10 protein-coding genes are annotated in these 17,250 nt (G+C 61.9%); all 10 read right to left on the bottom strand.

All coding sequences use genetic code 11. From position 1 onward, the window contains the following. Nucleotides 1-49: 49 nt before the first annotated feature. The 10 genes from metE to lepA all read right to left on the bottom strand — a co-directional run bounded on the left by metE (nt 50) and on the right by lepA (nt 17,189). The gene (metE, locus tag Uis1B_RS06100; protein ID WP_101616526.1) at nt 50-2,350 is read right to left on the bottom strand and encodes a 5-methyltetrahydropteroyltriglutamate--homocysteine S-methyltransferase; all 2,301 of its coding nucleotides are present in this window, start codon (nt 2,348-2,350) and stop codon (nt 50-52) included. Nucleotides 2,351-2,574: 224 nt separating this feature from the next. After that, on the bottom strand, nt 2,575-3,132 hold the full coding sequence (locus Uis1B_RS06095) for a SixA phosphatase family protein (protein WP_101616710.1): 558 nt from the start codon (nt 3,130-3,132) through the stop codon (nt 2,575-2,577). 45 nt (nt 3,133-3,177) lie between these two features. Further along, entirely contained in the window at nt 3,178-4,272 is a 1,095-nt protein-coding gene (locus Uis1B_RS06090) for a tRNA (adenine-N1)-methyltransferase (RefSeq protein WP_101616708.1), read from the bottom strand. A 104-nt stretch (nt 4,273-4,376) separates the two neighbouring features. Next, nucleotides 4,377-5,252, bottom strand: coding sequence for an ABC transporter ATP-binding protein (locus Uis1B_RS06085; protein ID WP_101616524.1), 876 nt, complete (start codon nt 5,250-5,252; stop codon nt 4,377-4,379). A 172-nt stretch (nt 5,253-5,424) separates the two neighbouring features. Continuing rightward, nucleotides 5,425-6,663, bottom strand: coding sequence for a glycogen synthase (gene glgA, locus Uis1B_RS06080; RefSeq protein ID WP_101616522.1), 1,239 nt, complete (start codon nt 6,661-6,663; stop codon nt 5,425-5,427). Between the two features lie 205 nt (nt 6,664-6,868). Then, entirely contained in the window at nt 6,869-7,333 is a 465-nt protein-coding gene (locus tag Uis1B_RS06075) for a hypothetical protein (protein WP_101616520.1), read from the bottom strand. Nucleotides 7,334-7,378: 45 nt separating this feature from the next. Continuing rightward, nucleotides 7,379-8,911, bottom strand: a complete 1,533-nt coding sequence (locus Uis1B_RS06070) for a glutamate synthase subunit beta (protein WP_101616518.1) — start codon at nt 8,909-8,911, stop codon at nt 7,379-7,381. Between the two features lies 1 nt (nt 8,912). Continuing rightward, nucleotides 8,913-13,484 (bottom strand): glutamate synthase large subunit, encoded by a 4,572-nt coding sequence (gene gltB, locus Uis1B_RS06065; protein WP_101616705.1) that lies wholly within the window; start codon nt 13,482-13,484, stop codon nt 8,913-8,915. Nucleotides 13,485-13,983: 499 nt separating this feature from the next. Then, nucleotides 13,984-15,315, bottom strand: coding sequence for a radical SAM family heme chaperone HemW (gene hemW, locus Uis1B_RS06060; RefSeq protein ID WP_101616516.1), 1,332 nt, complete (start codon nt 15,313-15,315; stop codon nt 13,984-13,986). Further along, the gene (lepA, locus tag Uis1B_RS06055) at nt 15,315-17,189 is read right to left on the bottom strand and encodes a translation elongation factor 4 (protein WP_101616514.1); all 1,875 of its coding nucleotides are present in this window, start codon (nt 17,187-17,189) and stop codon (nt 15,315-15,317) included. The genes hemW and lepA overlap by 1 nt, the downstream gene beginning before the upstream one ends. Between the last annotated feature and the right edge of the window lie 61 nt (nt 17,190-17,250).

Below are 17,250 nucleotides of genomic sequence, written 5' to 3'. Positions count from 1 at the left end.
CCTTCACCCTCTTTCCCTTTTTCCGTATATGGTCCGATGGTGCTGTGAACTACTTGGCGAGTTCTGCGCGAACCTTCTTGGCGGCGGCCACCAGATGCTCCAGGCTCGGCCAGGTTTCGGCGTTGCCGCGGGTCTTCAGACCGCAGTCAGGGTTGATCCACACCTTGTTCACGTCCATCTTCTTGAGAATCTCGTGGATGCGGTCCACGATCTCCTCCTCGGAGGGGATTCGCGGGGAGTGAATGTCGTATACGCCCGGACCGGCCTCGGTTTCGAAATTGGCGTCGTGGATGGCGTCGAGCACCACGAGATCGCCACGGCTGGCTTCGAAGGAGATCACGTCGGCATCCATAGCGTCGATGTCGCGGATGATGTCGTTGAACTCCGAGTAGCACATGTGCGTGTGGATCTGGGTGCCGGGCTTGACGCCGGAGTGCACCAGACGGAAGGCGGGGACGGCCCAGTCGAGGTACTTGACGTGCCAGTCGGAACGACGCACGGGCAGCTTCTCACGCAGTGCGGCCTCGTCGATCTGGATCACCTTGATGCCGGCGGCTTCGAGGTCGAGCACCTCGTCGCGGATGGCGAGGGCCAGCTGGGTGGTCTGCTCCTTGTGGGTGATGTCCTCACGCGGCCAGGACCAGTTGAGGATGGTCACCGGACCGGTAAGCATGCCCTTGACCACATGCTCGGTCTTGGACTGGGCGTAGGAGCTCCACTTGACGGTGATCGGGTTGGCGCGGCTCACGTCGCCCCAAACCACCGGAGGCTTCACGCAACGGGTGCCGTAGGACTGCACCCAGGCGTTCTTGGTGAACAGGAAGCCATTGAGGTTCTGGCCGAAGTACTCGACCATGTCGTTGCGCTCGAACTCGCCGTGCACCAGCACGTCCAGTCCAATCTCCTCCTGATGGTGCAGCACGTCCTCGATCTGCTTGCCGATGAACTCGTCGTATTCGGCCTGGCTGATCTCGCCCTTGCGGAACTTGGCGCGGGTAGAACGCACCTCACGGGTCTGGGGGAAGGAACCGATCGTGGTGGTCGGCAGCAACGGCAGTCCCAGTTCGTCCTTCTGGATGGCCTGACGCTCGGCGCGTGCGGGCTGACGAACGTACTCGTCGTCGCTCAACGCGGCCACACGGGCGGCTACGGCCGGGTCGGCCGCCACACGGGTGCCGTCGAACAGTGCCTGATTGGCCTTCAGCGTTTCGGAATCCGCCCGGGCGGCATCGTCGGCGTCAACGAGATCGGCGACCTGGCGAACCTCGTCGAGCTTCTCGACGGCGAAGGCGAAGTGCTTGAGCACCTCGGGGGCGAGCTTGTCCTCGCCTTCGGTGCTGAACGGCACATGCAGCAGGGAGTCGGCGGTGGAGACGGCCACATTGGCAACCTTGGTCTTCAGCGCGTCGATCACTCCCAGGCTTACGGCGTAGTCGTTGCGCCAGATGTTGCGGCCATTGATCACGCCGGCGAACAGGGTAACGCCCTCGGGAGCGCCGTACTGCTCCACGGCGGCGAGATTCTCGTCCTTGCCTTCGATGAGATCGAGGCCGATGCCGTCGAAGCCCAGATCAAGGGCGGTGGCGTAGGAGTCGGCGATGTGACCGAAGTAGGTCTGCAGCAGCACCTTGACATCGTTCTTGGCTGCGAGGATCGTCTTGTACAGCGTGGAGAAGAGATCAAGGTCGCCCTCCTCCTTGTCGAACACCAGATAGGGCTCATCGAACTGCACCCACTTGGCACCCAGCTCGTTGAACTTCGTGAGCGCTTCGGCATAGGCCTTGGCCGTGTCGGCGATCAGCTTGTCGGTGAGGTTCAGGTCCTCGCCGTCGAAACCGCGGGCGAACTTCAGGAAGGTGTAGGGGCCGATCAGCACGGGCTTGGTGTCGATGCCCAGTTCCTTGGCCTCGACGTACTCGTCGAACGGCTTGGTGCCGTTCAGTGCGATCGTGGTCTCATCGGTGATCTCGGGAACCAGATAGTGGTAATTGGTGGTGAACCACTTCTTCATCGGCTGTGCGGTGACATCGCCCTTCTCGCCCTGATATCCGCGAGCGATGGCGAACAGGGTGTCCTCCTCGTTCAGCCCGAGATCCTTGTAGCGCTGGGGAACAGCTCCGAGCAGGATGGCCGTGTCGAGCATCTGATCGTAGTAGCTGAAGTCGTTGCTTGGGATCAGATCGATGCCGGCTGCCTGCTGCAGCTTCCAGTGCTTGGCACGCAGATCCTTCGCGGTGGCGCGCACGTCGTCCAGAGTGTTGGCACCCTTCCAGTAGCCTTCGATCGCCTTCTTCAGCTCTCGATTCTGTCCGATGCGGGGGAATCCGATGACGGAAGTGGTGACAGACATAATCCTCCAATATGTGATGCATGTACAACGGAAAAACCGCATAAAGGCTAACAAAGTTTCGCCCATATGCGGTTATCCAGTGAGCTTGCATGTCGCTATAAGTGACGTTTATGAACAACTGGGACGGCGATTTGACATCTGCGACGGACTCATCTAGCCGACGTTGGGCAGCATCATCGCTTCACGCCCTTTGCTAATCAGCAGGATCGTTCCGTTCTTCGTGGCTATTCGCAATCCTTGGGAGTGAGCACCGCCACCAGTATGCCGTCACGTACCTGCCACTGATCGAATGGCCTGTCACTACCGAAAATCACAACCGAAGCCGTGGACAATCCCAGATTCAGGATGTTCAGCAGAGCCGGATCGGATTCCGGGTTCGCCAGCCATTGGCTGGTCACCGACACCGTGGGCTCATGCCCCACGATCATCAGTCGTCGCGTCTTCGCGCGGACATGCGACATCTCGTCGAGGATCGACTGCATTCCCCCGGCATACAGACTCTGCCGCATTTCCACCTTCGGCTTGTCGCCGAAATACTTCAGCATGCGTTCCGTGGTCTGTCGCGCACGAGTGGCTCCCGAGCAGATGATCTGATCGGGGATCAACGAGGCCACGGCCAAGGCCTTGCCCACCTTCTTCGCCTGTTTGAGACCCTTGTCTGAAATCTCGCGGCTGATGTCACCCTCCGGGCCGGCCCCTTTGGCATTCGCATGCCTCATGATCATCAGTTGATACTGGTACTTGCCCGCCTTCTTGGAGACCTTGCTCAGGTTGACCCCCATGTCCGGCCCTTTCTCCGACAGCTGCTTCATCGGTAGAACATCATTCTATACCGCCGGCTTCTCCTGCCGGTTCGCAACGGTTGCGTCCTGCGGGATGCTGGCCACCTGACGGTCGAGATCGTTCAGCACCTTGCGCAGTTTACGATCGGAGATGTCACGCAGCTCCAGATCGGCGAGACGATCCCGCTGCTGCTCGGCGGTCAGATCGTCGATGTCGGAGTAGACGTCCTTGGTGGGCCGTTCCCGCTTATGCAGTGCATCGAATCCGGAGGCCATGGCACGCGAGGTAACCAGGAATCCGGTGTGTCCGATCATCTCATGGTTCGGACGAACGGCCAGGCCCTGTGCCTTCCAACCGCGTTCCATCGTCTCCGTGATCTCCGGTTCCGTCCAGCGTCCGGATTCACGCATGGCTTCGGCCACCCGGCTCAGCTGGGTGACGGTGGTGACGTAGCAGGTGATCACGCCGCCCGGAGCGATCACGCGGTACGCTTCGTTCAGACGGTTCCAGGGATCGAGCATATCGAGGAAGATACGATCGAAATGATTTGCCGGAAGTCCTGCCGCCACCGAATCGAAATCCCCCACCAGAAGGTTCCACCATTGCGGACGAGCTCCGAAGTAGACGGTGGCGTTGGCCTCGCACACACGGGCGAATTCGGAGCGCATCTCGACGGTGGTCAGCTCGCCGCCGTCGCCCACGGCATCGAGCAGGTGCAGGCTCATGGCTCCGCTGCCGCCGCCGGATTCCAGAACCCGCATACCCTGCCGGATGTCGCAGACCTCGATCACCTGCGCGATGTCCTTCGGGTACATGATCTGCGCGCCTCGCGGCATGGACAGGATGAAGTCCTGAAGACGCGGACGCATGACGGTGTACTGCCACCCGCCGATCTTTCTTGCGGTTTTCCATGGTTTGCGCGGATTACGACGATACGCCTCGGCGGCCGATTTGGATTCGCCTTCCGAGGTGAGCGTGGTCACTACGCTGCCTTCCGGCAGACCGATGATGTCGTCGTGGAACAGCACGCCTCGTTCGGTCTGCACGGTGCCTCCGGGCACCAGCTGTTCGGTGATTCGTTTGCCCTTGCGATCGGTGAACTGCACTTTTTCGCCGGCCTGCAACGGTCCGCGTCGCACCATGTGGGTCTCCTCCGCGCTTGTATTCGATATCGTCAGTTTCGTCCCAACCATGATAGGCGGGAATCGGACGAAACAAGCGAGCAGGAAACCCGACCTTGCGTCTATCGCATCTCTCTGGCAAACGCCTGCCAGCGACCGTCCCGATGATCCACCGTCAGCGGAAGACCGAAAATCGATGAGACTCGTTCCTCGGTCAGGCCATGCTCCAGATCCCCGGTGTAGATGATGGTTCCGGGGGCGGGATCCCCTCCCCTCACCCTGATTGCATGGGCGGTCTTCTCGTTGCCGGCGAGTCGTCCCATAATGGCGATGTGGTCGAATCCCGCGGGGATCTCCTCCAAGCGATGGGTAACCAGCACCATGGCCCTGTCGTCGGATTCTTCGCCGAGTTCGGAAAGCGCCCGTACCACCAGTTCACGGCCACCGAGGTCCAGTCCCGTCGTCGGCTCGTCGAGGATCGCCAGTTGCGGGTCGGCCATCAGCGCGCGGCAGATCAGCACGCGCGTCCGCTCCCCTTCGGAGAGCTTCCACATCTGCTTGCCTTCCAGATATTCCACGCCGAACCGCCGCAGCAGCCCGCGTGCCCTGTCGTAGTCGGCCTGATCGTAGGTGTCTCGCCAGCGTCCCGTGGTAGCGGTGAGCGCGGTGACCACCGCGTCCAGCGGATCCTCGTCCGGCGGAAAGGCGCGCGCCAGCTCAGCCGAGGACAATCCGATCCGATTACGGTACGAGAACACGTCCACCTTGCCCAGACGATTGCCGAGAATGTCCACCGTTCCCTCGCTGGGATGCATTCTCGTGGCCATCATCTGGATCAGCGTGGATTTGCCGATGCCGTTCGGGCCGAAGAGAATCCAACGCTCCCCTCGTCTGATCGTAAGATTGACGCCGGTGAGGATCACCCTGCCCTGACGGCGAAATTCAACGTCCGTCATCTTCAATGCGATGTCGGGATCCGTATAAGCGATTTGAGACATGATTCCGGTTTCCTGGTCGCGGTTTGCTGAATGCGGTTTCCTGGTCGCGGTTTGCCGTGAACGGCAGGAAAAACCGCGTCCCACGGATGTCCGCAATGGACGCGGTCACTGCGGACATAATCGGGAAACCGACAGGACGGTACGTCCGACCGGTTTCCCGGAGCAATCCCGACTACTTGCCGAGCACCTGCCGGTACACCTCGATGGTGTTGTCGGCGATGGTCTCCCAGCTGAACACGTCACGGGCGCGAGCGTAGCCGGCTTCGCCCATCTTCCGGGCAAGCTCGGGGTCACGCATCACCCGGTTGATGGCGTCGGCCATGTCGTGCACGAACTTCTCCGGATTCGTGGGCGTTCCGGTGCCGTCGTGCAGCTGGTCGATCGGTACGAGATAACCGGTCTGGCCGTCGACCACGACTTCGGGGATGCCTCCGGTGGCGCTGGCCACGACGGGCAGACCGCAGGCCATGGCTTCGAGATTCACGATGCCGAGCGGCTCGTAGATGCTCGGGCAGATGAACGCGTCGCAGCCATGCTCCAGTGCGCTCAGCTCGTTCTTCGGCAGCATCTCCTCGATCCAGATGATGTTGCCGCGCTCCTCGTCAAGCTCAGCGAAGGCGTTCTTCACCTCGGCTGCGATCTCGGGGGTGTCAGGCGCTCCGGCGCACAGCACAACCTGAACATCCTTGTCAACGAAATGCAGGGCCTGCAGCAGGTACGGCAAACCCTTCTGACGGGTGATGCGTCCGACGAACAGCAACGTGGGGCGGCTGCGGTCGATGTGATACCGGTCGAAGACCTCCCAAGCAGGATCGTCGTCGGCGGGCCTGGCGAATTCGGACATGGTGATGCCGTTGTACACCACATGCACCTTATCGGGATCGACGTTCGGATAGGCTGCGAGAATGTCCTTCTTCATGCCTCCGGACACGGCGATGATGGCATCCGCATGCTCGTAGGCGTCCCGTTCGGCCCAGGAGCTCAGGTTGTATCCGCCGCCGAGCTGCTCGCGCTTCCAAGGACGGAACGGTTCAAGACTGTGGGCGGTGATCACCAGAGGGATCTCGTGAAGCTGCTGGGCCAGACGGCCGGCGAGGCAGGCGTACCAGGTGTGGGCGTGGACCAGATCCGCGTCCACGTCGTTGGCGATCTGCAGGTCGACGCCGAAGGTCTTCAGTGCGGGGTTGGCGTTGGCAAGTTCGGACGGGGTGTCGTAGCCGACCAGCGTCAGACTGCCTTTGGGGATCCCTCCGGGGATGGCGGGAACATCCTCGGATTTGCGGGGCCCGTCGAAGGCACGGACGGTGACGTCGATGCGCTCCGCCAGAACCTTGGAGAGCTCCTCGGCGTGCACGCCGGCACCACCATAGATGTGCGGCGGGTATTCGCGGGTGAGGATATCGACTTTCATAGGCGTCTCCTTAGAATGTGGGCAAACAGTTCCAGTATAAAAAGCGGCATGCCGATTTCCCGGTATGACATGGCGGGTGTGGACGGCTATGACATGGCGGGTTGGGTTCCGACACGCAATCCATCGGACATGATCGGATACCGCCGGAATATGGAAAGGCCGCCGGAGCGAAAACTCCGACGGCCTTGAGCCGAAACGACAACCGTCACACGGCGGTGCCGTTGGCATCGACATTGGGATTGTCCTTGGGATTGCCGGCCACGAAAAACAGGCTGAGTACGCCGACGGCGAAGACGGCGGCGACCACGATCACCGACCACGTCGGCATGTTGGGAATCCACATGACCACGAGGAATGCGATGGCGGACAGCACAATCAGCGTCCAACAAAGAAACCGGAGCCACCCGCGGACTCCCTGAGGGGCTCGCAGGGAGCGAGGTTCGCGACGGTTCGTCGCATGACCTTGCTCACCGGTCCCCTCCGGAACGAGCTTGGAGGCAGAGGGCTTCCACTCCCCCGTCTGTCCGTTCTGCAACCGAATTGACTTCTCCTGCAGCGAATACTCGTCGACCATTCCTTCGCGGGAACGGGCCATCTGAGGCCGGGTGTTGCGGGAATTGCCGCGACGTGCACGCTTGGCGTTGGCGCGTCGTTCCGCTCGATTGGGCATGCTGACTCCTTTATCGCTTGACTACTTGGTGAGTATACCCGTAGGTCAGCGAGGCAGGGCCATCGGACGTTGAGACGCCACGATCGGTGCGGGAAGTTCCGTACTACCGGTGAGATAGCGGTCCACAGCGGCGGCGCAGCTGCGTCCCTCGGAAATGGCCCACACGACGAGAGACTGGCCTCGGCCGGCATCACCGCAGGCGAACACGCCGTCCTGACTGGTGGCGAAATCAGCGTTTCGCGCCACATTGCCGCGACGGTCCAGTTCGACGGGCAGCTGATCCACCAGCGTGGAGGTGTCGGGGTGCAGGAATCCGACGGAGATCAATACCAGATCGGCGGGCAGCACGCGCTCGGTGCCGGCCTGTCGCGTGAACGGACCGTTCTCACCCGGAGCGACCTTCACGATCTTCAGACCGGTGATGTGCCCCTTGTCGTTGGCGACGAAGCCTTCGGCGGTGGTGTCGTTGAGTACGTGAACGTCCTTCTCGTCGGTCGTGTCGCCGAGGTACTCCATCGAATCGGTGCTGTAGATGTAGGTGCCGCCTTCCTCCATGGAGGAGGTCTTCTGATACAGGCGGGCGAAGGTCGGCCACGGCTGGCTGTCGGGGCGCTCCGTAGGCTCCTGTCCCATGATCTGCAGCACGGTGACCGACTTGGCTCCCTGACGAATCGACGTGCCAAGGCAGTCGGAACCGGTATCGCCGCCGCCGATGATGATGACGTTCTTGCCCTTGGCGGTGATGTCGTGCACCGGCTTCTTGCCCCAGACGCGTCGAGTGGCGTCGGGCAGGAACTCCATGGCGAAATGGATGCCCTTGAGATCGCGGCCCGGCAGGTTCATGTCACGCGGCACAGTGGATCCGATGGCCACCACGACGGCGTCGTAGCGGGAACGCAGATCATCCCAGGAGATGTCCTTGCCGATCTCCACGTTGGTTTCGAAACGGGTGCCTTCGGCCTCCATCTGCTCCACACGACGATCGAGCAGGGACTTGTCGAGCTTGAAGTTGGGGATGCCGTAGCGCATGAGTCCGCCGATCGCATCGTCACGTTCGTAGACGACCACGGTGTGGCCGGCACGGGTGAGTTGCTGCGCGCAGGCAAGGCCGGAGGGGCCGGAGCCGACGACCGCCACGGTCTGGTCGGTGAGACGCTGCGGAGGCATCGGCTTGACGTAGTCGAGGTTCCACGCCTGATCGATGATGGTCTGCTCGTCGAGCTTGATCATGGTCGGTGGCTGGTGGATGCCGAGCACGCAGGCGGCCTCGCACAGAGCCGGGCAGATGCGTCCGGTGACTTCGGGGAAGTTGTTGGTGGCCGACAGGCGGTTGTAGGCGTCCTCCCACTGACCCTGGCGCACCAGATCATTGAATTCGGGGATCAGGTTGCCCAGCGGACAGCCGGTCATGCAGAACGGTGTACCGCAGTCCATGCATCGGGCCGCCTGCTCCTGGGTCCACGGCTGCAGACCGGATTCGGCGTGAACGTCGAGCCAGTCCTTGATGCGCTCGGCGACAGGACGCTCGGCAAGCTCGCGGCGTGAACGCACCTTCAGAAAACCTCTAGGATCGCCCATTTCAGCGCACTCCTTCCATTACCTGCTCGTAGACCTTCTCCCAGGCCCCCGGAGCGTTGAAATCGACATTGTCGGCCTTGGCCTGCTCCATGGCCTCGGTCATGGCCACATACTGGGTGGGCACCACATGCGTGAACCGCTTCGCAGCGGCAGGCCAATCGGCCAGCAGCTCCTCGGCGAACCGGGAGCCGGTCTCCTCGGCATGCTTCTTCACCAGCGTGTGCACGAGCTTCTCGTCCTCGCCTTCCAGAGGCAGGAACTTCAGGGCGCCGTTCGAGGCCGAGCTGGGGTTGACCTTCGTCATGTCCAGATCGAGCACATAGGCGTTGCCTCCGGAGAAGCCGGCACCGAAGTTACGACCGGTGGGGCCGAGCACCACCACGACGCCACCCGTCATGTACTCGCAGCCGTGGTCTCCCACGCCTTCGACGACGAACGTCGCGCCTCCGTTGCGCACGCCGAAGCGTTCGCCGGCGCGACCTGCGACGAACATTTCGCCGGAAGTGGCGCCGAAACCGGTGACGTTGCCTGCGATCACGTTCGTGTGGGGATCGAAGGTGACCCCATCCTCGGCGCGGACGATCAGACGACCGCCGGAAAGTCCCTTGCCGGCGTAGTCGTTGACTTCGCCGTAGACGCGCAGCGTCTCGCCCCGTGGAATGAACGCGCCGATCGACTGGCCTCCGGAACCGTGCAGGGTCATGTCGATGGTGTCGTCGGGCAGGCCTTCGGCACCATAACGCTTCGTGATCTCATAGCCGACCATGGTGCCGACCGTGCGGTTCACGTTGCGGATCGGCATTTCGATGCGCACGGGCTCCTTGTTCTCCAAGGCGGGCTGCGCCAGCTCGATGAGTCGGTTGTCCAGAGCCTTCTCCAGTTCATGGTTCTGCTCGATGGTCTGGTGCAGGATCGTGCCGGGCACCGGACCAGGCTGCATGAGGACGTTGCTCAGATCGATGCCGCCGGACTTCCAGCGGTCGATGGCCTCGTTCTGGTCGAGGCACTCGACGTGTCCAACGGCCTCCTCAAGGGTGCGGAAGCCAAGCTGGGCGAGGATCTCACGAACCTCCTCGGCGATGAACATGAAGAAGTTCACCACATGCTCGGGCTTGCCCTTGAAGCGGGCGCGAAGCTCGGGATCCTGCGTGGCGATGCCCTGCGGGCAGGTGTTCTTCTGGCATGCGCGCATCATCACGCAGCCTTCGACGATCAGCGCCGCGGTGGCGAAACCGAATTCCTCGGCGCCGAGCAACGCGGCGATCACCACGTCGCGACCGGTCTTGAGCTCGCCGTCGCACTGCACCACGATGCGGGACCGCAGCCCGTTGAGCACCAGCGTCTGCTGGGTTTCGGAAAGACCGATCTCCCAAGGAGTTCCGGCATGCTTGATGGCGTTCATCGGAGCCGCACCTGTGCCGCCGTCGTGTCCGGAGATCAGCACCACGTCGGCATGGCACTTGGCCACGCCGGCCGCGATGGTGCCGACGCCGAACTCGGAGACGAGCTTGACGTGGATGCGGGCCTTCGGGTTGGCCATCTTCGCATCATTGATCAGCTGCTTGAGGTCCTCGATGGAGTAGATGTCGTGGTGCGGAGGCGGGGAAATCAGTTCGACGCCGGGTGTGGCGTGACGAACCTTGGCGATCCACGGCGGCACCTTGGCGCCGGGCAGGTGGCCGCCTTCGCCGGGCTTGGCGCCCTGGGCGAGCTTGATCTGCAGATCGGTGGCATGCACGAGGTAGTCGCTGGTCACGCCGAACCGTGCGGAGGCGATCTGCTTGATGCGGCTGTACCGCTTCGGATCCTCGATGCGGTCATCGGATTCGCCGCCCTCGCCGGAGTTCGAACGCGCGCCGATCGAGTTCATGGCGATGGCCAGCGTCTCGTGGGCCTCCTGCGAGATGGAGCCGTAGCTCATGGCGCCGGTGGAGAACCGCTTGACGATCTCGGAGGCCGGCTCCACTTCGGAGATGTCGATGGGCTTGCGGGGGCTCTTGAACTTCATCAGCCCGCGCAGCGTCATCAGACGGTTCGAGGTGTCGTTGATGTGATGCGAGTACTTCTTGAACATCTGGTAGTCACCGCGCTGGGTGGACTGCTGCAGCAGGAAGATCGCCTCGGGGTCATTGAGATGCTCCTCGCCGGTGCGACGCCACTTGTATTCGCCGCCGGTGCGCAGATTGCGGTGCGGCGAGGCGGTCCACTGGTTCGGGTAGGCCACGCGGTGACGGATCGCCACCTCCTCGGCGATGTCGTCGAGTCCGACGCCCTCCACGCGGGAGGTGGTGCCGGTGAAGTATCGATCGATCACGTCCTTGTTGAGGCCCACGGCCTCGAACAGCTGGGATCCTCGGTAGCTCATGATCGTGGAGACGCCCATCTTGCTCATGATCTTGAGCACGCCGGTGGACAGTGCCTTGATGAGGTTCTTCACGGCTTGGGCCGGATCGACGTTCACATAGCCGCGGCGGGAGAGATCCTCCACCGATTCGAGCGCCAGATAGGGGTTCACGCAGGCTGCGCCGTAGGCGATCAGCAGCGCCACATGATGCACCTCGCGCACGTCGCCGGCCTCCACGGCCATGGAGACCTGCGTACGGGTGTGACGGCGAAGCAGATGATGCTGCACGGCACTGGTGAGCAGCAACGACGGGATCGGGCCCCAGGTGTGGTTCGAGTCACGATCGGAAAGCACGATGAAGTTCTTGCCGTCGGCGATGGCCTGATCGATCTCGTTGAAGATCTCCTCCAGCCTCTCCTCAAGGGCCTTGCCGCCACCTGCGACCTGATACAATCCCTTGACCACGTACGGCTTGTAGAAGCCGCCGAGGATCGGAGCGCGATCAAGACGCTTGAGCTGGGCCATACCGTCGGAATCGATGACAGGCAGGGGGATCAAAACCTTCTTGGCATGCAGTTCGGTGTCTTCCAGAAGATTGGCCTCCGGACCGATGGCGGATTCGAGGCAGGTGACGATCTCCTCGCGTTCCCAGTCAAGCGGCGGGTTGGTGACCTGCGCGAACTTCTGGGTGAAGTAGTCGAACAGCATACGGCTGCGCTTGGAGAGCGCGGGCAGCGGGGTGTCGTTGCCCATCGAGCCCAGCGGTTCCTTGCCGGTGTTGGCCATCGGCGTGAGCAGCAGCTTGATGTCCTCCTCGGTGTAGCCGAAGGCACGCTGACGACGCTGCACGGACTGACCGGAATGGTTGACGTGCTCGCGGGCCGGCAGATCGCTCATCTCGATGGAGTTGCCTTCGACCCACTGGCGGTACGGATGCTGGGCGGCGAGGTTCTTCTTGATTTCCTCGTCGGGAATGATGCGGCCCTCGTTCGTGTCGACGAGGAACATCTTGCCCGGTTCGAGACGCCCCTTGGCCACGATGCGATCCTGCGGGATCTGGTCGAGCACGCCGGTTTCGGAGGCGAGCACGATGTAGCCGTCGTCGGTGAGCTGCCAGCGTCCGGGACGGAAACCGTTGCGGTCGAGCAGTGCACCGACCTGAGTGCCATCGGTGAACACGATGTCGGCGGGGCCGTCCCATGGCTCGATCAGCGTGTTGTTGTATTCGTAGAACGCACGAACATCCGGATCGAGATCCGGGTTCTTCTCCCATGCGGGGGGCAGCATCATGCAGATGGCGTGAGGCAGCGAACGGCCTGCCAGATGCAGCAGTTCGAGACACTCGTCGAAGGTGCCGGAATCGGAGTATCCGGGGATGCCGATCGGCAGCAGCGGCTTGAAATCGCCGAGCAGATCGGAGCTCAGGCTGCCCTCTCGGGCGGAGAGCCAGTTGCGGTTGCCCTGAATCGTATTGATCTCGCCGTTGTGGGCCAGCAGTCGGAACGGCTGGGCCAGCGGCCAACTTGGGAAGGTGTTGGTGGAGAAGCGGGAATGCACGATGGCGATCTTGGCCTTCATGCGTTCGTCGGTCAGATCGGGGAAGAACGGGGTGAGCTGCATCGTCGTGAGCATGCCCTTGTAGGTGATGGTACGGCCCGAAAGAGATGCGAAGTAGATGCCGACCTCATGCTCCACCCGCTTGCGGATGCGGAACGCCCTACGTTCCAGATCCAGTCCTTCGAGGTATCCTTCGGGATCGGCGATCACCAGGGTCTTGAACGACGGCATCGAGGCCAGGGCCTGAAGACCGAGTCCGTTCGGGTTCGTGGGCACGACGCGCCACGCCAGCACGTCGAGACCCTCCTCGCGCACGATTTTGGCGATGGCCTGCTCCTGCTGGCCGGAGGTGGCGATGTCGCGGTCGAGGAACGCGATGCCGGCCACATAGTGACCCTCCTCGGGCAGTTCCGCATCAATGGTGGCGCGCATGAATTCGTCGGGCATGCTCATGAGGATGCCCGCGCCGTCGCCCGTATTCTCCTCGGCGCCCACGGCACCGCGGTGATCGAGGTTGATCAGCACCTGAATCGCATCCTCGACGATCTTGTGCTCGGGTTTCTTGTTGAGGGTGGTGACCATGCCGACGCCGCAAGCATCATGCTCTGAAGTCGGGTCATACATCCCCTCTGGTGCATGGATCGTCAGGTCTAGCGGAGCGTTCAATGTCACCGATATCACCTCTGGATTAGGGCAGGATTCACCTGCGGTTCATTTGCGTTGTTAGATTACAGCCGATGTGTATCTTACTTGCAAACGCAGACGCATATCACATTTGCCAAAAGTTTTAAAGACTTTTCTTTTCTAAGGCTCACAGGTGTTCCATATAATGAGACGCCCCCTGCTGGACTTCCGATTTCCGCCATTACGCAAACGCTTCTCGTTCGCCGGTTTTCCTCGTTTCGCTCTTTGCCTCGGGAACATGCGTCATTGCACTGGGATTCGGAACGAAAATGGAAGACACGCATCGACACGCCCGGATTTTTTTAAAAATTGGCATTGTCATGTTCTTCGAACGTTTGGCGATCCGATGGATCAACGCGCATCGTTGAGCGATCACGCGCGTAAGCGACAGCCGCAGAGCAGCTCCTTGGAAGGTCTTCCCCAATGCCATCAGTCCCGCGAAGGTATCGCGGGATGGTTCATGCCGTCGAGATGGTTCAGGCTTGAATCACATGCCGATAAGGGCGAAGAACCGTTCGATGACGGCGTCGTTGAGCAGACGGCCCCTTCGGGTGGGGATGGCGTGGCCGGCCTCGACGGTGATGAGTCCCTCGTCGACCATTGGCTTGATCCGGTCGGGTTCGATGGGACGAAGCCCGATGGAATCGGACGAATCATCCACACCGGCGGATGCGGATGCGATCGCCCGGTTGATGCGATCCAGATCGAGGCCTTCGCGGATGCGCAGACCCAGCATGATGAGCTCCTCGAGATTTTCGACCGGGGTGATCTCCTCGCTGCCCGCCCACGGTACGCGGCCTTCGTTGACGGCAACGCCCCACACTCGGGGGTGTGCGATGTCCCATGCGCGCAGGGCCTTCATGCCCGCGATCTGTTCCTTCATTAGCTGGGACGTCGGAGACTCCGTCTCTCCCCCAGTCAGCTGCGCTGACAGCCCCCTCGTCAGAGGGGGACGACTGGCCGCATCGGCGCAAGCGTTGTAATGCGAATGCGCCCCGGGGCCGAGCCCCGCCCAATCCACGTTCCTCCAGTAGCCGAGGTTATGCCGACTCTCGTAGCCGGGACGCGCCCAGTTGGACACCTCATACCATTCAAGGCCGGCGTTGGAAAACAGCTCGTCGGCGATCTCGTATTTGGCCGCCTCGTCATCATCGTCCGGACGGGGAATGGTGCCCGCCGCGATCTGACGTCCCATCTTGGTGGTCGGTTCCACGGTCAGCGCATAGGCGGAGATATGATCCACCCCCAGATCGACCGCCGTGCGAACCGATGTCCGCCAGTCATCAAGGCTCTCCCCCGGCGCCCCGTAGATCAGATCGACGCTGGATCTCAATCCGTGGCGATCAGCGGCCTTGACCCCGGCTTCGACGTTCGCCGGCGTATGCGTACGATCCAGCGTTCGCAGCACATGCGGCACGGCGGACTGCATGCCGAAGGAGACTCGGGTGAAGCCTCCCTCGGCCAATTCGGCGATATAGGAATCGTCCACGGTATCCGGGTTGGCTTCGGTGGTGATCTCCGCGTCCGACGCCAGCCCCCAGATCCGGCGTACGGCGTCGAGCATCGCGTTCAGATCCGCTGCGGATAGGACGGTGGGCGTGCCGCCGCCGAAGAACACAGTGCCCGCCGGAGGCTCGTTCACGCCATGGCGTTCCTGCCATTCGCGAACGAACCCCATTTCGCGGATCACCATGTTCGCATAATTGCCGCGACTGGCCCCTCCTCCCAGATCGGGTGCGGTATACGTGTTGAAATCGCAGTAGCCGCAGCGTCTCAGACAGAACGGGACGTGGATGTAGACCTCGAAGTCGGACGCCATCAGCCGGCCTTCTGGGCGGCGCGGATCTTGTCCTTGGTATCGCGGTCGGTCGGCTCGTCGGTGGACAGAGCGGCGATGAACGCCTCCTGCGGCACTTCAACATGGCCGAGCATTTTCATGCGCTTCTTACCGGCCTTCTGCTTTTCGAGCAGCTTCCTCTTACGGGTGATGTCGCCGCCGTAGCACTTGGCGAGCACGTCCTTGCGCAATGCGCGAATCGTCTCGCGGGCGATGATGCGCGAACCGATGGCCGCCTGAATCGGGATCTCGAACTGCTGCCGGGGAATCAGCTCGCGGAGCTTCTTCGTCATCATCACGCCGTAGCTGTACGCCTTGTCGCGGTGGACGATGGCGCTGAACGCGTCGACCTTCTCGCCCTGAATCAGAATGTCCACCTTCACCAGATCGGCGGACTGCTCGCCGTCCTCGTGGTAGTCGAGACTCGCATAGCCCTTGGTGCGGCTCTTGAGCTGATCGAAGAAATCGAACACGATCTCGGCCAACGGCATACGGTAGTGCATCTCCACTCGTTCGGGGCTGAGATACTCCATCGTGCCCATCTCGCCGCGATGATCCTGGCACAGATCCATCACCGCGCCGATGAACTCCTTGGGGGTGATGATGTCCGCGGCCACCATCGGTTCGACGATCCTCTTCACCTTGCCGTCGGGGAACTCGCTCGGATTCTTCACGACGTGCACGGAATTGTCCTCCATCGTCACCTCGTAGGTAACGTTGGGCGCCGTGGAGATCAGGTCGAGACCGAATTCGCGGCTCAGACGTTCGGAGACGATCTCCATGTGCAGCAGACCGAGGAATCCGCAGCGGAAGCCGAAGCCCAGCGCCACGGAGGTTTCCGGCTCGTAGATCAGTGCGGCGTCGTTGAGCTTGAGCTTGTCCAGAGCGTCACGAAGGTCGGGGAACTGCGCATTGTCGATCGGGAACAGCCCGGCGTACACCATGGGCTTGGGATCGCGATATCCGGGCAGCGGATCGACGGCGCGACGGGCGTCCGCGGTGATGGTGTCGCCCACCTTCGACTGGCTGACGTCCTTCACGCCGGTGATGATGTATCCCACCTCGCCGGCACCCAGCGCCTTGGTCGGCATCATGTCGGGGCTGATCACGCCCAGTTCGATGGGGTCGTGCGTGGTGCCGAGACCCATCATGTGAATGCGTTCGCGCGACCTGAGCTCGCCGTCCTCCATCCTGATGTAGGTGACGATGCCGCGATACGAATCGTAGACGGAATCGAAGATCAGCGCTCGGGCCGGGCTGTCCGCGGACCCCGTGGGTGCGGGAATATCCGTCACGATGCGGTCGAGCAGCTCCGAGACGCCTTCGCCGGTCTTGCCGCTGACGCGCAGTACATCCGAAAGCTCGCATCCCAGCAGGTTGGCGATCTCCTCCGCGTGCTTCTCCGGCTCCGCGCTGGGCAGATCGATCTTGTTGAGCACCGGGATGATGGTCAGATCATGGTCCATCGCCATATACAGGTTCGATAGGGTCTGCGCCTCGATGCCCTGCGTGGCGTCGACCAGCAGCACAGCACCCTCGCATGCCGCCAATGCGCGGGAGACCTCGTAGGTGAAGTCCACATGACCGGGGGTGTCGATCATGCCGAGCGTGTATTCGGTGCCATCGAAGGTCCACGGCACTCGCACGGCCTGGGACTTGATGGTGATGCCGCGCTCCTGCTCGATGTCCATTCGGTCGAGGAAGCGATCCCTCATCTCACGCTCCTCGATGATGCCGCTGAGCTGCAGAATGCGGTCGGCCACGGTTGATTTGCCGTGATCGATATGTGCGATAATGCAGAAATTACGGATCAGCGACTGATCAGTGAAACCCGGCTTGTTCTTCTGTTCGATCACCGAAATGCACCCTCCACAATCAAATGAAATACCAATACATAGTAGCGTCTGCCATCTAGTT

This window comes from Bifidobacterium margollesii (genome assembly GCF_002860355.1).
GTDB lineage: Bacteria > Actinomycetota > Actinomycetes > Actinomycetales > Bifidobacteriaceae > Galliscardovia > Galliscardovia margollesii.
This window is presented reverse-complemented; position numbering and strand designations above follow the sequence as displayed.